At 64.0% G+C, this 24,187-nt stretch carries 2 protein-coding genes (1 of these 2 cut by a window edge); both read left to right on the top strand.

Annotation, left to right across the window (positions count from 1 at the left end; genetic code table 11):
* Positions 1–9,191: the 3' portion of a non-ribosomal peptide synthetase gene (locus VLA07_RS22640; protein WP_333991452.1), read on the top strand. It extends 3,130 nt beyond the left edge of the window; the window shows 9,191 of its 12,321 coding nt (coding positions 3,131–12,321); its start codon lies beyond the left edge, outside the window; the stop codon is at positions 9,189–9,191.
* Positions 9,191–24,187, top strand: coding sequence for a non-ribosomal peptide synthase/polyketide synthase (locus VLA07_RS22635; RefSeq protein WP_333991451.1), 14,997 nt, complete (start codon positions 9,191–9,193; stop codon positions 24,185–24,187). Before VLA07_RS22640 ends, VLA07_RS22635 begins: the two co-directional genes overlap by 1 nt.

The following is a 24,187-nucleotide window of genomic DNA, read 5'->3' as shown; positions in this document are numbered from 1 at the left end:
TGGGCGGCGATTCGATCATCTCGATTCAAGTGGTCAGCCGTGCGCGACAGGCCGGGATCCGCATCAGCCCGCGTGACCTGTTCCAGTACCAGACCGTGCGCAGTCTGGCGCTGGTCGCGAGCCACGATCATCTGTCCTCGGTGGATCAGGGCCCGGTGACCGGCGACGCCGTGCTCGGGCCGATCCAGCAGGATTTCTTCAGCCGGGCGATGCCGGTGCGCGAGCACTGGAACCAGTCGTTGCTGCTGACCCCGCGTGAGGCATTGAACGCGCAATGGCTCGATGCGGCGCTGACGCACCTGATCAATCACCACGACGCCTTGCGCCTGCGTTTTGTCGAAGGCACTGAAGGCTGGCAACAAAGCCACGGCCCGCTGCTGACGGGCGCTGAGCTGTGGCAACGCGATGCCGAATCTGCCGAACAGTTGCAGGCGCTGTGCAACGAAGCCCAGCGCAGCCTCGACCTGCAAAACGGCCCGCTGCTGCGCGCGTTGCTGGTGACGATGGCCGACGGCTCGCAACGACTGGCGCTGATTATTCATCACCTGGCGGTCGATGGCGTTTCCTGGCGGGTGCTGCTGGAAGATCTGCAGCAGGCTTACGAGCAACTGGCGGCGGGTGGCGGCGTTCAGTTGCCGGCCAAGACCAGCGCGTTCCAGAGCTGGACTGCGCGTCTGGCGCAGGAAGCGTCGCGCTTCGATGAGCAATTGGGTTATTGGAAAGCCCAGCATCAGGGTGCCAGGGATCTGCCGTGCGACCGCCCGGATGGCAGCCTGCACAACCTGCATGGCGAGAAAATCGAATGGCGCCTCGACGCCGAGCGCACCCGCCAGTTGCTGCAACAGGCGCCCGCCGCCTATCGCACCCAGGTCAACGATCTGTTGCTCACCGCACTGGCGCGCACCATCAGCCGCTGGAGCCAGCAGCCGGGCACGTTGATCGAACTGGAAGGGCATGGCCGCGAAGATCTGTTCGATGACATTGACCTGACCCGCACCGTGGGCTGGTTCACCAGTCTGTTCGCGGTCAACCTGACCGCCAGCGCTGATCTCGACGGTTCGATCAAGGCGATCAAGGAGCAACTGCGCGCGGTGCCGGACAAAGGTCTGGGTTACGGCGTGCTACGGCATCTGGCCGCACCGTCGGTGCGCGCCGAACTGGCCGCGCTGCCGCAACCGCGCATCACCTTCAACTACCTCGGCCAGTTCGACCGCCAGTTCGACGAGGCGGCGCTGTTCGTGCCGGCTGTTGAAACCAGCGGCGTGGCGCAGGATCCTTCGGCGCCTCTGGGCAACTGGCTGACCGTGGAAGGTCAGGTGTACGGCGGCGAACTGTCGATGAGCTGGGGCTTCAGCCGCGAGATGTTCGACAGCGCCACGGTGCAGCACCTGGTCGATCAATACGCCATCGAATTGCAGGCGCTGATCGAACATTGCTGCACGCTACCCATTGCGCAAGCGACGCCATCGGACTTCCCGCTGGCTCGGGTGACCCAGGCGCAACTGGATGCGCTGCCGGTGCCGGCCGGTCAGCTCGACGATGTCTATCCGCTGTCGCCGATGCAGCAGGGTTTGCTGTTCCACACCCTCTACGAGCAGGCGGCGGGTGAGTACATCAATCAGTTGCGTGTGGATGTGCAAGGTCTTGACCCTGAGCGGTTCCGCGCCGCGTGGCAGGCCACCGTCGCTGCGCAGGACATTCTGCGCAGCGGTTTCGTCTGGCAGGGCGAACTGGCGCAACCGCTGCAGATCGTGCACAAACTGGTGCAGTTGCCCTTCAGCATTCTCGACTGGCGTCAGCGCGACGATCAGCCGGCAGCCCTCGCGGCGCTGGCCGATGCCGAGCGTCAGCAAGGATTTGATCTGAGCCATGCACCGTTGCTGCGTCTGGTGCTGGTGCAGACCGCTGCCGAGCAATGGCACCTGATCTACACCCATCACCACATCCTGATGGATGGCTGGAGTAACTCGCAGTTGCTCGGCGAAGTCTTGCAACGCTACAGCGGTCGCACCCCGGCCCATGGCGGTGGACGGTATCGCGATTACATCGCCTGGCTGCAACGTCAGGACGCTCAACTGAGTCAGGACTTCTGGAGCGCTCAGTTGGCCGCGGTGCAAGAGCCGACCCGACTGGCCCGCGCCGCTACCGGCGGCGAGCGCGACAGTGGCCACGGCGACCATTACCTGACGCTGGACGTGCCGCGCACCCAGGCGCTGGAAGCGTTTGCCCGGCAGCAGAAAGTCACCGTCAACACCCTGGTGCAAGCTGCGTGGCTGCTGTTGCTGCAACGCTACACCGGTCACGAAGCGGTGGCGTTCGGTGCGACCGTTGCCGGGCGTCCGGCGGATTTGCCGGGCATCGAGCAACAGGTCGGCCTGTTCATCAACACCCTGCCGGTGATTGGCGCGCCGCGTCCGGATCAAAGCGTTGGCCAATGGCTGCAAGCGGTGCAGGCACAAAACCTCAGCCTGCGCGACTTCGAACACACGCCGCTGGCGGATATCCAGCGCTGGGCCGGGCAGGGCGGGGAAGCGCTGTTCGACAACATTCTGGTGTTCGAAAACTACCCGGTCGCCCAGGCGCTGAGCCAGGCCGGGCAAGGCCTGACATTCGGGGATGTCGGCAACCTGGAGCAGACCCACTACGCCCTGAGCGTGGCGGTCACCCTCGGTCAGCAACTGGCGCTGCACTACAGCTTCGACCGCAGCCAGTTTGCCGGTGAGGTGATCGAAGGCATCAGTGCCCATCTGCTGCAATTGCTTGAGCAGTTTGCGCTGTCGGCCGAACGCAACCTCGGCGAAATCGCTCTGGCCAGCGCTGACGAGCATGCCCGCCAGCAAGCCGAAAACCAGCCGCAGCCATACCCGGTGGACATCGCTGTGCATCAGCGCATTGCTGCGCTGACGGCCGAGCGTCCGCAGCGCACCGCGGTGATCTTCAACGGTCAGCACTTCAGCTATGGCGAGATCGAGCAGCGTGCCAATCAACTGGCTCACGCGCTGATCGCCCGTGGTGTCGGCGCCGAGACTCGGGTCGGCGTGGCCCTGCCGCGCAGCGAGGCGGTGATCGTCGCGCTGCTGGCGGTGCTCAAGGCCGGTGGTGCGTATGTGCCGCTGGACACCAGTTATCCGCGTGAACGCCTGGCCTATCTGATCGAGGATTCAGGGCTGGCGCTGCTGATCAGCGATTCGTCGGTGTCGGCGCAGTTGCCGGTCGACGAGTCGGTACCGTTGCTGGAACTGGATCGTCTCGACCTGCGCGAATTGCCGATCACGGCGCCACAGGTGCCAGTCGATCCGCATAACCTCGCGTACGTGATCTACACCTCCGGTTCTACCGGCAATCCGAAAGGCGTCAGCGTTGCCCACGGCCCACTGGCGATGCATTGCCAGGCCATCGGTCAGCGCTACGAAATGCGCGACAGCGACTGCGAATTCCACTTCATGTCGTTCGCCTTCGACGGTGCCCACGAACGCTGGCTGACCAGCCTGACCCACGGGGCTTCGCTGCTGATTCGCGACGACACGCTGTGGACGCCGGAGCAGACCTACAACGCGATGATCGAACACCGCGTGAGCGTGGTCGCGTTCCCGCCGGTGTACCTGCAACAACTGGCCGAACACGCCGAGCGTGTCGGCAACCCGCCGAAGGTGCGGATCTATTGCTTCGGCGGCGATGCGGTGCCGAGCGCCAGTTTCGAACGGGTCAAACGCGCGCTCGATCCGGACTACATCATCAACGGCTACGGCCCGACGGAAACCGTGGTCACGCCATTGATCTGGAAGGCTGGCCGTGAAGAGCCATGCGGTGCCGCTTACGCGCCGATCGGCAGCCGGATCGGCGACCGCAGCGCCTACGTGCTCGACGCCGATCTGAACCTGCTGCCACAAGGCATGGCCGGTGAGCTGTACCTCGGTGGTACCGGGTTGGCGCGGGGTTATCTGAACCGTCCGGGGCTGACCGCCGAGCGTTTTGTCGCCGACTCGTTCAGCGCAAATGGCGGCTTGCTGTATCGCACCGGTGACCTGGTGCGCCAGCGCGTCGACGGCACGTTCGACTATCTGGATCGCATCGACAATCAGGTGAAGATTCGTGGGTTCCGTATCGAACTGGGCGAAGTCGAAGCGGCGCTGCAAGCCCTCGACGGCGTGCGTGAAGCGGTGGTCGTGGCGCAGGAAGGCAGTGCCGGCAGTGGCAAGCGTCTGGTGGCCTACGTGGTCGGCGATTCAGCGAGTGCCGAGTTCACCGACCACCTGCGCGCGCAGCTCAAGGCCAGCCTGCCGGCGCACATGGTGCCGGCGTATGTCCTGCGTCTTGAACGCATGCCGCTGACGCCGAACGGCAAGCTCGATCGCAAGAACCTGCCAAAACCGGACGTCAGCCAACTGCAACAGGCCTACCTCGCGCCACAGACGGCGCTGGAACAGCAACTGGCGGCGATCTGGCAAGACGTGCTCAAGCTTGAGCAAGTCGGTGTCAGCGACAACTTCTTCGAACTGGGCGGCGATTCGATCATCTCGATTCAAGTGGTCAGCCGGGCGCGGCAGGCCGGGATTCGCTTCAGCCCCAAAGACCTGTTCCAGCACCAGACCATTCAGGCCCTCGCTACAGTCGCGCAGACCGGCGAAGCCGTGCAGCCCATCGATCAGCATGCGCAAACCGGCGAAACCGCGCTGTTGCCGATTCATCAGGCATTCTTTGCCGAGGCGATTCCCGACCGTCACCACTGGAACCAGTCGGTGATGCTCAAGCCGACGCAGGCGCTGGACGCTCAGGTACTGGAGCAAGCGCTGGATGCGTTGGTGGTGCAGCACGACAGCTTGCGTCTGGACTTTGTCGAGCAGGCTGCGGGTTGGTCGGCGCACTACCGCGACGTCGCCACGCAAGCGGGGGAAACCATTCTCTGGCAAGTCGAGGTCGCTGATCTCGCCGCCCTTGAGGCACTGGGCGACAAGGCCCAGCGCAGTCTGCAACTGAGCGGCGGTTCGCTGATCCGCGCGGTGCTGGCGAACCTGGCTGATGGCAGTCAGCGCCTGCTGCTGATCGTCCATCACCTGGTGGTCGATGGCGTGTCGTGGCGGATTCTGTTCGAAGATTTGCAACGTGCTTACCGGCAGATTCTCGCCGGTAACGCCGTGCAGTTGCCGGCCAAGACCAGTGCGGTCAAAGCCTGGGCGGCAGCGTTGCAGGACTACGCCAAAACGCCTGCGTTGCAGGCCGAACTGGGCTTCTGGCAGCAGCAGTTGCAGGGCGCTTCGGCGGCCTTGCCTTACGACCGGCCGCAGGGTGGTCAGCAACACGATCAGGCGCTGACCCTGCGCAGCAAACTCGATCAGACCCTGACCCGTCAGCTGTTGCAGGAAGCTCCGGCGGCCTATCGCACCCAGGTCAACGACCTGTTGCTGACCGCGCTGGCGCGGGTGCTGGTGCGCTGGACCGGTGACGACAATGCGTTGGTGTTGCTTGAGGGGCATGGTCGCGAAGACCTGTTCGAACACATCGATCTGACTCGCACAGTGGGCTGGTTCACCAGCGTATTCCCGGCACGCCTGGCACCGGCCGCCGAACTCGGCGCGTCGCTCAAGCAGATCAAGGAACAGCTGCGGGCGATCCCCAACAAGGGCATCGGCTTCGGCGCACTCGCGCACCTTGGTGATGAGCCGGCGCGTGCCACCCTGCAAGCCTTGCCAGCGCCGCGCCTGACCTTCAACTACCTCGGCCAGTTCGACGGCAGCTTCGACGCTGCCAGCGATGCTCTGTTCGTGCCGACCAGCGAGTCCGGCGGCGCAGAGGTCAATCTGCAAGGGCCGCTGGGCAATCCGCTGGCGCTCAACAGCAAGGTGTTCGGCGGTGAGCTGGACCTGAGCTGGACCTACAGCGGCGCGATGTTCGACACCGCCACCATCCAGCGTCTGGCCGACGACTATGTGCAGGAACTGACCACGCTGATCGGCCACTGCTGCGACAGTGCCAACCGTGGCGTGACGCCGTCGGACTTCCCGCTGGCGCAACTGTCGCAAGCGCAACTCGACGCACTGGTGCTGGAGCCGCAAGGCATCGACGACATCTATCCGTTATCGCCGATGCAGCAGGGCATGCTGTTCCACACCTTGCTCGAACACGGCAATGGCGACTACATCAACCAGATGCGCCTGGACGTCGACGGTGTCGATCCGCAACGCTTCCGCGCGGCGTGGCAGGCGGTGGTGGATGCACATGACATCCTGCGCAGCGGCTTCTTCTGGCAAGGCGATCTGCCGCAACCGGTGCAAGTGGTGCAGCGTCAGGTCGAGGTACCGTTCAGCGTGCTCGACTGGCACGGCAGAACTGATCTGGAGGCAGCGCTGCAAACCCTCGCTGATGAAGAGCGCGCCCTGGGTCTGGACCTGAGTTGTGCGCCGCTGATGCGCCTGGTGCTGGTGCGCACTGCAGCCGAGCGTTATCACCTGATCTACACCAACCATCACATCCTGATGGACGGCTGGAGCAGCGCGCAGTTGCTCGGCGAAGTGTTGCAGCACTACAGCGGCGAAGCGGTCGCCCGTGGCGCGGGTCGCTACCGCGATTACATCGCCTGGCTGCAACGTCAGGATGGCGCGGCGGCGCAAGCCTACTGGCTGGCGACGCTGGGCAATCTGCAGGAACCGACGCGCCTGGCCAATACCATCGCGCGGCCGCAGGCCGGTTTGCCGAGCGTGGGTTACGGCGATCATTACCAGGTGCTGGACGCTGAGCTGAGCCAGCGCCTGGGCGAGTTTGCCCGGGCCGCGAAAGTCACCGTCAACACCGTGGTGCAAGCGGCGTGGCTGCTGCTGTTGCAGCGCTACACCGGCAAGGATTGCGTGGCGTTCGGTGCCACCGTCGCCGGGCGCCCGGCGGACCTGCCGGGTGCCGAAGCGCAGATCGGCCTGTTCATCAATACGCTGCCGGTGATCGCCGCACCGCCCGCGCAGCAGAGCGTGATCGCCTGGCTGCAAGCGGTGCAGGCGCAGAACCTCGCCTCACGCGAGTTCGAACACACGCCGCTGGCGGATATTCAACGCTGGGCCGGGCAGGGCGGTGACGCGCTGTTCGACAGCCTGATGGTGTTCGAGAACTACCCGATCGGCGAAGCACTGGAACGCGGTGCGCCGCAAGGTCTGCGCTTCGGCGCGGTGGCCAATCAGGAGCAGACCAACTATCCGCTGACCCTGCTGGTGAACATGGGCGCGCAACTGTCGGTGCATTTCAGTTATCAGCGCGACAGCTTCGCTGCGGCCAGCGTGGCGCAGTTGGGCGCGCATCTGCAGCGTCTGCTGAGCCAGATGGCGGATGGCGGGGAACGTTCGCTCAGTGAACTGAACCTGATTGAACACGGCTCGCAAGTGAACAGCGATTTCGTTACCGAGCAGTGCATCCATCAAGCCATCGCCCATCAAGTGGCGGCGACCCCGGATGCCTTGGCGGTGACCTTCGCCCATACGCAACTGACCTACGCCGAGCTGGACGCGCAGGCCAATCGTCTGGCGCACAAACTGCTTGAGTTGGGTGTTGGTCCGGAAGTGCGGGTGGGCGTGGCCATGCCGCGTTCCGAGCAGTTGCTGATTGCCTTGCTGGCGGTGCTCAAGGCTGGTGGTGCGTATGTGCCGCTGGACCCGGATTACCCGGCGGATCGCGTTGCCTACATGCTGGAGGACAGCCGGGCGCGGGTGTTGCTGACCGAACAGGCGGTTGCCTTGACCCTGAGCGTGCCGGGCGATACGCAAGTGCTGCTGATGGATCAGGTTTCGTTGAGCGGTTATTCGACTGTTGCGCCACAGACTGCGGTGCAGCCGGACAACCTTGCCTACGTGATCTACACCTCCGGTTCCACCGGCAAACCAAAAGGCGTGGCGATTGCCCATCGCAACGTCATGGCGCTGATCGACTGGTCGGCCAAGGTCTACAGCCGCGACGACATTCAAGGCGTACTGGCCTCGACGTCGGTGTGCTTCGACCTGTCGGTGTGGGAACTGTTTGTCACCCTGGCCAACGGCGGCTCGCTGATCATCGCGCGTAATGCGTTGGAGCTGGCGCAACTGCCGGCCCGCGATCAGGTACGCCTGATCAACACTGTGCCGTCGGCAATTGCTGCGCTGCAGCGTGCCGGGCAGATTCCGCCGAGCGTGCGCATCATCAACCTGGCGGGTGAACCGCTGAAACAAGCGCTGGTGGAGGCGCTGTATCAGCAGCCGACGGTCGAGCACGTTTACGACCTGTATGGCCCATCGGAAGACACCACCTATTCGACCTGGACCCGCCGCAGTGCTGGTGGCCAGGCGCGGATTGGTCGCGCGCTCGAGCACAGCGCCAGCCATCTGCTGGATGCTGATCTGCACGCAGTGCCGCAGGGCGTTTCGGCCGAGCTGTACCTGTCCGGCGCCGGCATCACGCGCGGTTATCTGGGGCGTGCGGCGATGACCGCCGAGCGCTTCGTGCCGAATCCTTTCGTCGTCAACGGCGAGCGCATGTACCGCACCAGCGACCTGATTCGAGAGCGCGAGGAGGGCGAGCTGGAGTACATGGGCCGCATCGACCATCAGGTGAAAATTCGTGGATTCCGCATCGAACTGGGGGAGATCGAGGCGCGATTGCTCGCGCAACCGGCAGTCAGCGAAGCGGCGGTGCTGGCCGTCGAAAGCGACACCGGCGCGCAACTGGTGGCGTATGTGGTCGCTCCGCAACTGGAGATGCACGACGGGGACGCGCAGCGCCAACTGCGCGAGGGACTAAAGACTGGCCTCAAGTCTTCGTTACCTGACTACATGATTCCCGCGCACCTGCTGTTCCTTGAGCAGTTGCCACTGACCCCCAACGGCAAACTCGACCGCAAGGCCCTGCCGGCGGTCGATGCCAGCCAGATGCAGGCCGCGTATGTCGCGCCGCACAGTGAGCTTGAGCAGCAGGTCGCGGCGATCTGGCAGCAAGTGCTCGAAGTGCAACGCATCGGTCTGAACGATCACTTCTTCGAACTCGGCGGGCACTCGCTGCTGGCGGTCAACGTGGTGTCGCGCATGGCCCTTGAACTGGGCCTGACGCTGACCCCGCAACTGTTATTCCAGCACCCCGTCCTGAGCGATTTTGTCGCTCGACTCGATACAGGAGGCGGGGCAATCAACGAACAGAAACTGAGCAAGCTGGAAGCCCTGCTTGACGATATGGAGGAAGTCTGATGGACAAGAGTGTTGCTTTGAGGGTAGCCAAGCGCTTTATCACTCTGCCGCTGGACAAACGTAAGCTGTATCTGGAAAAGATGCTCGAAGAGGGCGTCTCTCCGGCCAACCTGCCGATCCCGGAAACACGTTCCGGGTTTGCGGCGATTCCTCTGTCGTACGCTCAGGAACGGCAACTGTTCCTCTGGCAAATGGACCCGCACAGCACCGCGTATCACATCCCCAGCGCCCTGCGCCTCAAGGGCCGGCTGGATGTGTCGGCGCTGGAGCGCAGCTTCAACGCCGTGGCGGCGCGCCACGAAAGCCTGCGCACCACTTTCGCCGAACAGGGTGAAAGCTTTTGCCAGGTGATTCATCCGCAGCTGCCGCTGAGCATCAGCCTGACGCCATTGCCGGAGGGCCTCGACGCCGCCGGGGAAGACGCCGCGATCAAGGCCTTCGTCGAAAGCGAAACCGCGCGCCCGTTCAATTTGCAGCAGGGTCCGCTGTTGCGGGTGGCGCTGCTCGAAGTGGCACCGAACGATCATGTACTGGTGCTGATCCAGCACCACATCATCTCCGATGGCTGGTCGATCAAAGTCCTGGTCAACGAGCTGATCCAGCATTACGCCGCCGACACCGCCGGGCAGCCGCTGAGCCTGCCGGAACTGGAAATACAGTACGCCGACTACGCGATCTGGCAGCGGCACTGGCTGGAAGCGGGCGAGCGTGAGCGCCAGTTGGCCTACTGGGTCAAGACCCTGGGCGGCGAGCAGCCGGTGCTGGAGCTGCCGATCTATTTCCCGCGTCCGGCCGTGCAAAGCCTGCGCGGTGCGCGGCTGGAACTGAACCTGCCGGCTGACCTCGGTGACGCCCTCAAACAGCTGGCGCAGCGCGAAGGTGCGAGCCTGTTCATGCTGTTGCTGGCGTCGTTCCAGGCGTTGCTGCATCGCTACAGCGGTCAGGCGCAGATTCGCGTCGGGGTGCCGACCGCCAACCGCAACCGTGTCGAGACCGAAGGCCTGATCGGCTTCTTCGTCAACACGCAGGTGCTGAATGCCGAGGTCAGCGGGCAGTTGCCGTTCAACCAGTTGCTGGCTCAGGTCAAGCAGGCGGCGATGGATGCGCAGGCGCATCAGGACCTGCCGTTCGAGCAATTGATCGAAGCCCTGCAACCGGAGCGCAGCCTGAGCCACAGCCCGGTGTTCCAGGTGATGTTCAACCACCAGACCAGCCGTGATCAGGGCCGCAACGCGGCGCAGTTGCCGCAGCTGAGTGTTGAGGATGTGCAGTGGGAAGGGCGCACCGCGCAGTTCGACCTGACGCTGAATACCTACGAGTCCAGCGACGGCTTTGCCGCCGAGCTGACCTACGCCACCGATCTGTTCAAAGCTGAAACCGTCGAGCGTCTGGCGCGTCACTGGCAGAACCTGCTGCGTGGCATCGTCGCCGCGCCGAGCCAGCGCGTCGGCGAATTGCCGTTGCTGGAAAGCGCCGAACACGGCGTGCTGTTGCAGGACTGGTTGCGCAGCGCCGACCGCACTGCGCAAGCCGAATGCGTGCAGCAGGATTTCTCCCGGCGTGCACAGCAAACGCCGCAGGCCACTGCCCTGATCATCGGCGAAGACGTGCTGAGCTACGGCGAGCTGGATGCCCGCTCCAGTCAACTGGCGCACAAGCTGATCGAGGCCGGTGTCGGCCCGGATCAACTGGTTGGCATCGCCGTCGAGCGCAGCGCGGAAATGATCGTCGGCCTGCTGGCGATCCTCAAGGCCGGCGGTGCTTATGTGCCGCTGGACCCAGCGTATCCACAGGATCGCCTGGCCTACATGATCGAGGACAGCGGCCTGCAATTGCTGCTGACCCAAAGCCATTTGCAGGCGCAGCTGCCGATCCCACCGGGCGTGCAAACGCTGCTGCTGGATCAACCTCGTGAGTGGCTGGCGGCTTATCCACAGACCGCGCCGGAAGTGGCAGTCAATGGCGAGCATCTGGCCTACACGATCTACACCTCCGGTTCCACTGGCAAACCGAAAGGCGTGATGGTGCGCCACGCGGCGCTGAGCAATTTTGTCGCGAGCATGATCAAGCAGCCGGGCATCTGTGCCGCCGATCGCATGCTGTCGCTGACCACGTTCTCGTTCGATATTTTCGGCCTGGAAATCTACGGCCCATTGCTGGCCGGTGCCTGTGTGGTGCTGACCGGCAAGGACGTGCATCAAGACCCGCAAGCGGTGCTCGAACTGATCGCGCGTCATGGCGTGACGGCGCTGCAAGCCACGCCCTCGACCTGGCGCATGCTGCTGGACAATGAACAGGCGCCAATCCTGGCGGGCCGCACGTTCCTCTGTGGCGGTGAAGCGCTGCCGCAGGAACTGGCGCAACGCATGCTCGGACTGACGCCGAGCGTGTGGAACCTCTACGGCCCGACCGAAACCACTATCTGGTCGGCGCAGCACGCCTTGAGTGCGGACAGCAGCCGTCCATTCCTCGGCACGCCGATCGACAACACCGCGTTGTACATCCTCGGCAGCGACCTTGAGCTCAATCCGCTCGGCGCCCCGGGGGAATTGCTGATCGGCGGCGACGGCCTCGCTCGTGGTTACTTCCAGCGCCCGAGCCTGACCGCCGAACGTTTTGTCCCGGATCCCTTTTCGAAAACCGGCGCGCGTCTGTACCGCACCGGCGACCTGACCCGTTACCGCGCCGAAGGCGTGATCGAGTACATCGGGCGGATCGACCATCAGGTGAAAATCCGTGGTTTCCGGATTGAACTCGGTGAGATCGAAGCGCGTTTGCTCGCCCTCGATAGCGTGCGCGAAACCGTGGTAGTCGCTCAGGACGGCCCGACCGGCCCGCAACTGGTCGGCTATGTGGTGCCGACCGCCGACGTTATTGCTGAAGTCGAACTGCGCGCCTCATTGAAAGCCAGCCTCAAGGCCGAGCTGCCGGAATACATGGTGCCGGCGCACCTGTTGTTCCTCGCGCAACTGCCGCTGACGCCGAACGGCAAAGTCGACCGCAAAGCCTTGCCGGCACCTGACGCCAGCCAGCTGCAATCGACTTACCTCGCGCCGCAAACCGCCACTCAGCACAGTGTCGCCGAGATCTGGCAAGCGGTGCTCAAGCTTGATCGCGTGGGCCTGAGCGATAACTTCTTCGAACTGGGCGGCCACTCGTTGCTGGTCACGCAAGTGGTCTCGCGGGTGCGTCAGACGCTGAACGTGCAGGTGCCGCTGCGCACGTTGTTCGAACACAGCACGCTGGAAGACTTCGTCGCCGCGCTGGGTGTCGATCAGGCGCACCGGGAGCCGCCGATTGTTGCCTTGCCACGCCTGCAACCGCTGGCGCTGTCCTATGCTCAGGAACGTCAATGGTTCCTCTGGCAACTGGAACCGACCAGCACCGCTTATCACTTGCCGGCGGCGTTGCGTCTGCGCGGTGAGCTGGATCTGCCGGCGTTGCAGCGCAGCTTCGACGCGCTGATCGAGCGCCACGAATCCCTGCGCACCTGCTTCGTCGAGCAGCAGGGGCAGACCCTGCAAGTGATCCAGGCTCACGGCGCGCTCGATCTGCAGGTGCAGGACGTGGCGGCGGATCTCGACGAGGCGGCGCTGCAAGCGCTGGTCTCCGCCGAAACCCTGCACCTGTTCAATCTGCAGCAAGGCCCGTTGCTGCGGGTCAAACTGCTGCGTCTGGCCGCCGATGACCACGCGCTGGTCATCACCCTGCATCACATCGTCGCCGATGGCTGGTCGATGAATGTCATGGTCGATGAGCTGGTGGCGTTGTATGCCGCCTACAGCCAGGGCCAGAGCGTGCAATTGCCGGTGCTGCCGGTGCAATACGCCGACTATGCCGTGTGGCAGAAACAGTGGATGGACGCCGGTGAACGCGAGCGTCAATTGAGCTACTGGACCGCACAACTCGGCGATGGTGATCAACCGCTGCTGGAGTTGCCGACCGACCGGCCGCGTCCAGCCGAGCAGAGCTATCGTGGCGCCCGTCGCGATATCCCGCTGAGCCGCGAACTGGCCACCGCGCTCAAGCAACTGGCGCAGCGCGAGAACGTTACGCTGTTTGCGCTGTTGCTGGCGTCGTTCCAGACCTTGCTGCATCGCTACAGCGGTCAGGCCGATATTCGCGTCGGAGTGCCGGTGGCCAACCGCAACCGGGTCGAGACCGAAGGCCTGATCGGTTTCTTCGTCAACACCCAGGTTCTGAAGGCCGAGTTCGACAGTCAGCAGACGTTCCGCAGCCTGCTGCAACAAGTGAAAAATACCGTGCTCGGCGCGCAGGCGCATCAGGATCTGCCGTTCGAGCAACTGGTCGACGCGCTGCAACCGGAGCGCAGCCTCAGCCACAGCCCGCTGTTCCAGGTAATGCACAACCACCAGAGCCAGGTGCGTCAGGCGCAGGGCGCCACGCGTCTGCCAAAACTGGCGATTGAAGGCTTGCCGTGGGCGTCCAGTACCGCGCAGTTCGACCTGACCCTGAACACGTTTGAATCGAGCGACAACGTCTGGGCCGAGCTGACCTACGCCACCGACCTGTTCGACGTCGAGACCATCGAACGCCTGGCGCAACACTGGACCCGTCTGCTGCAAGGCATCGTCGCCGACTGCGCTCAGCGCATCGCCGAACTGCTGCTGCATGACGCGGCCGAACGCGCGGCGACCTTGCAGCAGTGGAACCCGGCCATCCGCGATTTCCCGAGCGAGCAGTGCCTGCATCAACGGATCGAACAACAAGCCGCCCGCGCCCCGCAAGCGATTGCCGTGAGCTGTGCCGGGCAGTCCCTGAGCTACGGCGAACTGAACAGTCGCGCCAACCAGTTGGCCCACAAGCTGATTGCCAGCGGCGTCGGCCCGGACGTGCGCGTCGGTCTGGCGGTGGAGCGCAGCCTCGACATGCTGGTCGGCCTGCTGGCGATCCTCAAGGCCGGCGGCGCCTATGTGCCGTTGGACCCGACGTATCCGGAAGAACGCCTCAGCTACATGATCGGCGACAGCGGCATCGCCTTGCTGCTGACCCAGAGTCATCTGCTGGGGCGTCTGCCGGTGCCGGATTCGCTGCGCAGCCTGATGCTCGATCAGGAACGTGACGGTCTGGAAGGCTACAGCGACAGCAATCCGCACGTACGCATGAGCCCGGACAACCTGGCTTACGTGATCTACACCTCCGGTTCCACTGGTCAGCCGAAGGGCACGTTGCTGGCCCATCGCAACGTGCTGCGCCTGTTTGAGGCCACGGATGCGTGGTTCGATTTTGGCGCCACGGATGTCTGGAGCCTGTTCCATTCCTACGCCTTCGATTTCTCGGTGTGGGAGATTTTCGGGGCGCTGCTGTACGGCGGCAAACTGCTGGTGGTGCCTTACGAGGTCAGCCGCTCGCCGGAAGATTTCTTCGCCTTGCTTTGCCGCGAAGGCGTCACCGTGCTCAACCAGACACCGTCGGCGTTCAAGCAATTGATGCAAGTGGCCTGCGCCCCGGAGCATACGGCGCATGCACTGGCGCTGCGTTACGTGGTGTTCGGCGGCGAGGCGCTGGAGGTCAAGAGCCTGCGTCCGTGGTTCGAGCGTTTCGGCGATCAGACACCGCAACTGATCAACATGTATGGCATCACCGAAACCACCGTGCACGTGACCTATCGGCCGATTTCGCTGGCCGACTTGCAGCGTGATGCCAGCAGTCCGATCGGCGAACCGATTCCCGATCTGTCCTGGTACTTGCTCGACGGTGATCTGAATCCGGTCGCCAAAGGCTGCATCGGTGAGCTGTACGTCGGTCGTGCCGGCCTGGCTCGCGGTTACCTGAACCGTGCGGATCTGACCAGCCTGCGCTTCATTCCCGACCCGTTCGCCGCTGATGGCGGGCGTCTGTACCGTACCGGTGACCTGGCGCGCTATCGCGCCGACGGCGTGATCGAATACATCGGCCGGATCGACCATCAGGTGAAAATTCGCGGTTTCCGTATCGAACTCGGCGAGATCGAAGCGCAACTGCTGGAACAGGCTGCCGTGCGCCAGGCCGTGGTGCTGGCGCAGCCGGGCCTCAGCGGTCAGCAACTGGTGGCGTATCTGGTGCCAGGCGACGCCGCGCTGCTCGACGCAAGCCCGGCCGAACAGGCGCTGTGGCGCGACAGCGTGCGCGCCGAACTCAAGGCCAGTCTGCCGGATCACATGGTCCCGGCGCACCTGTTGCTGCTGGCGCAATTGCCGTTGACCGCCAACGGCAAACTCAATCGCAATGCCTTGCCGTCACCGGACGCCAGCCAGGCGCAGCAGACCTATCAGGCGCCGCAAAGCGCGATGGAGCAGGGGCTGGCCGCGATCTGGCAAGACGTGCTGAAGCTGCCGCAGGTCGGCATCCACGACAACTTCTTCGAATTGGGCGGCGACTCGATCATCTCGATCCAAGTGGTCAGCCGCGCCCGTCAGGCCGGCATTCGCCTCAATCCCAAAGATTTGTTCCAGCACCAGACCGTACAGCGTCTGGCACTGGTCGCGCAGTGGGGTGGCGACGAATCGACGATTGATCAGCAAGCCGCGAGCGGTGCAGCGTTGCTGCTGCCGATCCAGCAGCAGTTCTTCGCCGACGAGATTCCGCAGCGTCACCACTGGAACCAGTCGGTACTGCTGCAACCGCGGCAGACGCTGGACGCTGAAAAACTCGAGCAAGTGTTGCGCGCACTGGTAGCTCATCACGATGCCTTGCGCCTGAGCTTCACCCAGCGCGATGGCGTGTGGCAGGCCGAGCACCGCGCGGTCGAAGCGCTGCCGCAGAACCTGCTCTGGCAGCAGGACGTGGCCGATGCTGCCGCCCTTGAAGCCTTGGGTAACCGCGCCCAGCGCAGCCTCGATCTGCAACACGGGCCGTTGTTGCGTGCGGTGCTGGCAAATCTCGCCGATGGCACGCAGCGTTTGCAGTTGGTAATTCATCACCTGGCAGTGGACGGCGTGTCGTGGCGGATTCTGCTGGAAGATCTGCAAAACGCTTATCAGCAACTGCTTGATGATCAGCCGTTGAGCCTGCCGTCCCGAACCAGTGCCTTCAAGGACTGGGGTGAGCACTTGCAGCGCTACGCCAACAGCCCGGCACTGCAGGCAGAACTGGATTATTGGCAGGCCTGCCTGAGCGATGTGAGTACCGATCTGCCGTGCAAACGCGTTGACGCCAGCCAGGACAATCGTCTGGCCCAGACCGTACAAACCCGGCTCGGCACCGAGCTGACCCGCCAACTGCTGCAAGAGGCCCCGGCGGCGTACCGCACCCAGGTCAACGATCTGTTGCTGACGGCACTGGCGCGGGTCATCGGTCGCTGGAGCGGGCAGGCTTCGACGCTGATCCAGCTCGAAGGCCATGGTCGCGAAGAACTGTTCGACGGTGTCGATCTGACCCGCACGGTGGGCTGGTTCACCAGCCTGTTCCCGGTGCGCCTGACACCAGCAGAGACGCTTGGCGAGTCGATCAAGCAGATCAAGGAGCAACTGCGCTCGATCCCCAACAAGGGCATCGGTTTCGGCGCCTTGCGTCACCTCGGCGATGTCCGCGCACAGCAGAGCCTGCAGGCCTTGCCGAGCCCGCGCATCACCTTCAACTACCTTGGGCAGTTCGACGGCAGTTTCGCCGGCGACGAGGCTGCGCTGTTCGTGCCGTCGCCGGACAACGCCGGCCTCGATCAGAGCCCGGAGGCGCCGCTGGGCAACTGGTTGACGCTCAACGGTCAAGTGTATGGCGGCGAGCTGCGAGTGGGCTGGACGTTCAGCCGCGAGCGTTTCGACGGCGCGGTGATCGAAGCCCTGGCCGCAGATTACGCTGCAGAACTCGCAGCGTTGATCGGCCATTGCCTGACCCCGGGCATCGAAGGCCTGACCCCGTCGGACTTCCCGTTGGCCGGCCTGACGCAGGCGCAGCTCGATCAGTTTCCGCTGGCGCCACGCCAGGTCGCCGATGTGTATCCGCTGTCGGCGATGCAGCAGGGCATGTTGTTCCACAGCCTCTACGAGCAGGCCACCGGCGATTACATCAACCAGGTCCGGCTCGATGTCGAAGGCCTCGATCCGCAACGCTTCCAGCAGGCCTGGCAAGCGGCGGTGGACAACCACGACATCCTGCGCAGCAGTTTTGTCTGGCAGGGTGAACTGGCGCGTCCGGTGCAAGTGGTGCACAAGCAACTGGACATGCCGTTCCGCATCTTCGACTGGCGTGATCGTGACGATTGCCACAGCGATCTGAATGCACTGGCGGCTGCCGAACAGGCGCAAGGTTTCGACCTGAGCCAGGGGCCGCTATTGCGCATGGTCGTGGTGCGTCTGGACGAGCAGCGCTGCCACTTGATCTACACCAACCACCACATCCTGATGGACGGCTGGAGCAACTCGCAGTTGCTTGGCGAAGTCCTGCAGCGCTACAGCGGGGTTGCCCAGCCGCCACTGGCCGGACGTTATCGCGATTACATCGAATGGCTGCAGCGCCAGGACGTGCAGGCCAGCGAGCGTTACTGGACCGCACAACTGGCTGACCTGCAAGCGCCGACCTTGCTCGCGCAAGCGCTGCAGGCGCAGCGCGGCGATGCACCGCGCGACGGCCACGGAGAACATTTCTGCGTGCTCGACGCTGAGCAGACGCGGCGTCTGGGCGAGTTTGCGCGCCAGCAGAAAGTCACCCTCAACACGCTGATTCAGGCAGCATGGCTGCTGCTGTTGCAGCGCCTGACCGGCCAGCCGTGCGTGGCGTTCGGCGCCACGGTGGCGGGGCGTCCGGCTGAGCTCAAAGGGGTCGAGCAGCAGATTGGTCTGTTCATCAACACCTTGCCGGTCATCGCTAGCCCGCAGTCGCCATCGAGCGTTGGCGAATGGTTGCAGAGTGTGCAGGCGCAGAACCTGGCCTTGCGCGAGCATGAGCACACCCCGCTGTTCGATATTCAGCGCTGGGCGGCACGCAATGGTGAGGCGCTGTTCGACAACATTCTGGTGTTCGAGAACTACCCGGTGTCCGAGGCGCTGGCGCAGGGCGCACCGCAAGAACTGCGCTTCGGTGAAATCCACAATCATGAGCAGACCAACTACCCGCTGACGCTGCTGGTGCACTTGAGCGACGAGTTGTCGATGCACTTCAGCTACCAGTGCGAAAGCTTTGCCGCGCACAGCGTGGTGCAACTGGCCGGGTATCTGCAGCGCTTGCTCGGGCAAATGAGCGAGTCGGGGGAGCGTTCGCTCAGTGAGCTGAACCTGATCGAGCACAGCCCGCAGGTGAATACCGACTTCTCCACCGATCTGTGCATCCATCAAGCCATCGCCCGTCAAGTGGCGGCGACCCCGGATGCCTTGGCGGTGACCTTCGCCCATACGCAACTGAGCTACGCCGAGCTGGACGCGCAGGCCAACCGTCTGGCGCACAAACTGCTTGAGCTGGGTGTCGGCCCGGAAGTGCGCGTGGGCGTGGCGATGCCGCGTTCCGAGCAGTTGCTGATTGCCTTGCTTGCGGTGCTCAAGGCTGGCGGTGCGTATGTCCCGCTGGACCCGGATTACCCGGCGGATCGCGTGGCTTACATGCTTGAAGACAGCCGTGCGCGGGTGTTGCTGACTGAGCAGGCCGTTGCCGCAACCCTGAGCGTGCCGGGCGATACGCAAGTGCTGCTGATGGATCAGGTTTCGTTGAGCGGTTATTCGACTGTTGCGCCACAGACTTCGGTGCAACCGGACAACCTCGCCTACGTGATTTACACCTCCGGTTCCACCGGCAAGCCGAAAGGCGTAGCGATTGCCCATCGCAACGTCATGGCGCTGATCGACTGGTCCGCCAGGGTCTACAGCCGCGACGACATCCAAGGCGTGCTGGCCTCGACGTCGGTGTGCTTCGACCTGTCGGTCTGGGAGCTGTTTGTCACTCTCGCCAACGGTGGTTCGCTGATCATCGCGCGTAATGCACTGGAGCTTGCGCAACTGCCGGCTCGCGATCAGGTGCGTCTGATCAACACTGTGCCGTCGGCGATTGCCGCGCTGCAGCGTGCCGGGCAGATTCCGCCAAGCGTGCGCATCATCAATCTGGCGGGTGAACCGCTGAAACAAGCGCTGGTGGAGGCGTTGTATCAGCAGTCGACGGTCACGCACGTCTACGACCTGTACGGCCCGTCGGAAGACACCACTTATTCGACCTGGACCCGCCGCAGCGCTGGCGGTCAGGCACGGATCGGGCGTGCGCTCGATTACAGCGCCAGTCATTTGCTGGATGCCGATCTGCACGCGGTGCCGCAAGGTGTTTCGGCCGAGCTGTACCTGTCCGGCGCCGGCATCACGCGCGGTTATCTGGGGCGTGCGGCGATGACCGCCGAGCGCTTCGTACCGAATCCGTTCGTCGGCAGCGGCGAGCGCATGTACCGCACCGGCGACCTGATTCGTCAGCGCGAGGAGGGCGAGCTGGAGTACATGGGCCGGATCGACCATCAGGTGAAGATTCGCGGCTTGCGTATCGAGCTGGGCGAAATTGAAGCGCGTCTGCTGGCGCATGCCGCCGTGCGTGAAGCGGTGGTCGTGGCCAGCGAAGTGTCGGGCAGTCAGCAACTGATTGCCTATCTGGTGCCGAGCGATCCGGCGATCATCGAGGCCAGCGTCGAGCAACAGGCTGCACTGCAGCAAACCCTCGGCAACTGGCTGGGCGCGACCCTGCCGGATTACATGGTGCCGAGCCACCGCCTGTGGCTGGCGCAGCTGCCGCTGACCCCCAACGGCAAGATCGATCGCAAGCGCCTGCCAGCACTGGAGCTGAGTGCCGCGCAGTTGCATGTCGAACCAGCGAATGCCACTGAGCAGGCGCTGGTGGAGATCTGGAAAGAGGTATTGGGCCTTGAGCAGGTCAGCACCCAAGACAGTTTCTTTGCCTTGGGCGGCGATTCGATCATCTCGATTCAGGTGGTCAGTCGCGCCCGTCAGCAAGGGCTGGAGTTGAGCCCGAAAGACCTGTTCCAGCAACCGACCATTCAGCAGCTGGCCCTGTGCGTGCAGGCTGCCGAAGGGCGTTTGGCGCCGGAGCCGGCGCTGATAGACCTGCCGCTGCACGGCTTGAGCGAGGCGCAAGTCGCGCAACTGCCACTGCCGGCCGGGCAACTCGACGGGCTCTATCGCTTGTCGCCGATGCAGCAGGGCATGCTGTTCCTCGGCCTGAATTCGCCGGAATCGGACCTGTACGTCAACCAGTTGAGCGTTCCGGTGCAGGGTCTTGAGCCGCTGCGTCTGCAAGCCGCGTGGGAAACCGTCAGCCGTCGCCACGACATTCTGCGCACCGGTTTTCTCTGGCAGGACATGGCCGAGCCGCTGCAATTCGTGCTCGCCGATCCGCAGTTGCCGTTCAGTCTGCTCGACTGGCGTGAGCAGGATCATTCGGCCGAAGCCTTGCAAGGCCTGGCGGATGCCGAGCGGGCCAAGGGTTTCGATCTTGATCGGCCACCGCTGCAACGGCTGACGCTGGTGCAAGTCGGCGAGCACAGCTATCAGCTGATCTGGACTTACCATCACATCCTGATCGACGGCTGGAGCAGTTCGCAGTTGATCGGTGAAGTGCTGAGCCAGTATTCCGGACGACCACTGGCCGAAGCGGTGCCGTATCGCGGTTACATCAACTGGCTGCAGCAGCAGGACGCGAATGCCAGCGAAGGTTTCTGGCGTCAGCACCTGAGCCGGCTCGACGAGCCGACCTATCTGGCGGACGCGGTGACGCGCACCGGCAGTGGTCGCGGTCACCAGGCGCTGTACAGCCGTTTAGGCGCAACCCGCACCGAGCAGTTGAAAGCCTTTGCCCAGTCGCAGCAGGTCACCCTCAACACCTTGGTGCAGGGCGCGTGGCTGGTGCTGCTGAGCCGGTACAGTGGGCAGCGTTGCGTGGCGTTCGGCGCCACCGTGGCGGGGCGTCCGGCGAGTCTGCCGGCGTCGGAATCGATCCTCGGCCTGTTCATCAACACCTTGCCGGTGATCAAGGACGTGCCGGCCGAGCAGGCCGTGGGCGCCTGGTTGCGCGAGTTGCAGGATTTCAACCTGGAGATGCGCGAGCGCGAATACACCCCGCTGACCGACGTCCAGCGTTGGGGCGGGCGTGCCGGGCAGTCGCTGTTCGACAGCATCATCGTGTTCGAGAACCACCCGATCGATCAGGCGCTGCGCGAGTGGCGCGATGATTCGCTGAAGTTTGGCGAGATCAATAACTCGGGCCTGACCAACTTCCCGATGGACCTGATGGTCACCCTCGAAGACGGGTTGGTGATCGAATACATGTTCCTGCGCGAACATTTTGATCTGGCGACCGTGGAAGGCATCCGCAGCAACATGGAAGGCCTGCTCACCGCACTGGTTCAGGACGCCGGGCAGGCGCTGGGACGCATCGGTCTGCCGACCGGGCAAGTCGCGCCCGCGCCGCACGTTGTCGCGCAAGCGCAGACCACGCTGGTGCACCAGCGCATTGCCGGGTGGGCCGCGCAGCGTGCCGAACAAACCGCAGTGATCTTCAATGAGCAAGCCTTCAGCTACGGCCAGATCGAAGCGCGGGCCAATCGTCTGGCGCATGCGCTGATCGCCGAAGGTGTCGGTCCGGAAGTGCGGGTCGGTGTGGCCTTGCCACGCAGTGAAAACATGATCGTCGCGTTGTTGGCGGTGCTCAAGGCCGGGGGGGGCTACGTGCCGCTGGACGCGACCTATCCGCGCGAGCGCTTGAGTTATCTGATGCACGATTCGGGCATCGCCTTGCTGCTCAGCGATTCGAGTCTGCGTCAGGTGCTGCCGACCCAGGCCAACCTGCATGTGCTGGAACTCGATCAGCTGGATCTGCGCACTCAGCCGGATTCGGCGCCGCAGGTCGCGGTGCAGCCGGGCAACCTGGCTTACGTGATCTACACCTCCGGCTCCACCGGTCAGCCGAAAGGTGTCGGCGTGGCGCACGGGCCGCTGGCGATGCACTGCCAGGCGATCGGTCAGCGTTACGAAATGAGCGCGGCCGATTGCGAGTTGCACTTCATGTCGTTCGCCTTCGACGGCGCGCATGAGCGCTGGCTGACCACCCTGACGCACGGCGCGCGTTTGCTGATTCGTGACGACAGCCTGTGGACTGCGGAACAGACCTACGACGCCCTGCATCAGCACGGCGTGACCGTGGCCGCGTTCCCGCCGGTGTACCTGCAACAACTGGCCGAATACGCCGAACAGCACGGCAATCCGCCGCCGGTACGGATCTACTGTTTCGGCGGGGACGCGGTGCCGGTGGCAAGCTTCGAGCTGGCCAAACGCGCACTGCAACCGCAGTACATCATCAACGGCTATGGCCCGACTGAAACGGTGGTCACGCCGCTGATCTGGAAGGCCGCGGTCGACGATCAATGCGGCGCGGCCTATGCGCCGATCGGTAGCGTGGTCGGCGAGCGCAGCGGTTATGTGCTCGATAGCGATCTCAACCCGCTGCCGGCCGGCATTGCCGGTGAGTTGTACCTGGGTGGTGCGTTGGCTCGCGGTTATCTGGGGCGTGCCGGTGGCACCGCCGAACGTTTCGTTGCCAACCCATTCAGTGCCGACGGCAGTCGCCTGTACCGCACCGGCGACCTGGTGCGCCAGCGTGCCGACGGCACCGTCGATTACCTCGGGCGGATCGACCATCAGGTGAAGATTCGTGGTTTCCGCATCGAGCTGGGTGAAATCGAAGCGCGCCTCAAGCAGCAGCCGGGCGTGCGTGACGCCGCCGTGGTGGCCCGCGAGGGTGTCAGCGGCAAGCAACTGCTCGGCTACGTACTGGCCGCTGCCGAGACGCCGGCCGACGGTTTGGGCGAGCGTCTGCGCGAGCAACTCAAGGCCAGCCTGCCGGATTACATGGTGCCGGCACACCTGATGGTGCTTGAGCGCATGCCGCTGACGCCGAACGGCAAACTTGACCGCAAGGCCCTGCCGAATCCGGACGCCGAACAGCGCCTGGCCTACGTCGAGCCGCGCACCGAGCTGGAAAAAGCCCTGGCGAAGATCTGGCAGGAGGTGCTGAAAATCGAACGGGTCGGGCTCACCGACAACTTCTTCGAACTGGGTGGCGACTCGATCCTCAGCCTGCAAGTGGTGGCCCGCAGCCGTGTGCTCAAGGCTCAGGGCCTGAGCCTGAAACTGCGCGATCTGATGCAGAAACCGAGCATCGGCGAACTGGTAGCGAGTGTTCAGGGCACGGCGGAAAAAGCCTCCGGGTTGCTGGCGATGAACGCCGAGGTCAAGGGCGTGGCGCCGCTGTTCTGCCTCCACGCCGGTTTTGGCACGGTGTTCGACTACGAGCCGCTGGCGCGGCGCCTGAGCGGTCAACGCCAGCTGTTGGCGATTCAGTCGCGGATGCTGCTGGATCCGGCGTTCAACGACACCTCGCTGCAGGAAATGGCCAGTGATTACCTGGCGCAGATTCGCCAGAAACAGCCGCAGGGGCCGTATCACCTGCTGGGCTGGTCGCTGGGCGGAACTCTGGCGATGTTGATCGCCGCGCAACTGGAGCAGGCCGGGCAACAGGTCAAGTTTGTCGGGCTGGTCGACAGCTTCGTGCCGTCGGCGGCGGTCGACGCCGGGGCTGTCGATGACTGGCAAGCCGACCTGCGCGATTTCCTGCAGGTGACGCTGCCGGACGCCGCTTCGGACTTGTCTATCGACGGTGAGGAAACGCCGCACAACCTGCGCGCGCTGTTCCAGCGTGCCATGAGCGCCGAGCGCGGGGCGTCGACTTATGTGGCGCTGGGTGCCGAAGAACTGGCGCAGGTGTTCAGCGTGGCGCGCCGGCTCAAGCAGTTGTCGCTCAAGCTTGAGCGCTGTGCGCCGCTGACCGTCAACCCGACGTGCTGGTGGACCTTGGGGCGCGAAGCCGAGGCACTGGAGCTGGCGGCGCAACTCGACCAGCCGGGCATGGGCGGCGAATGGCTGGATTGCGGGCACTTCCAGATCCCGCGCGATGAAACTTTCCTGTCCGAGGCTGAAGAAATGCTCGGCCAGATCGTTGAATCAGTAGTCATGTCCTGA

The organism is Pseudomonas sp. S3(2024) (assembly GCF_036861315.1).
Classification (GTDB): Bacteria; Pseudomonadota; Gammaproteobacteria; order Pseudomonadales; family Pseudomonadaceae; genus Aquipseudomonas; species Aquipseudomonas putida_A.
Note: the sequence above shows the minus strand (reverse complement) of the source record. Positions and strands in the feature narration are given on the sequence as shown.

Bases quoted from the DNA above. Each gene is read 5' to 3' on its own strand.
- VLA07_RS22635 (WP_333991451.1), top strand. From the start codon at position 9,191: ATGGACAAGAGTGTTGCTTTGAGGGTAGCCAAGCGCTTTATCACTCTG.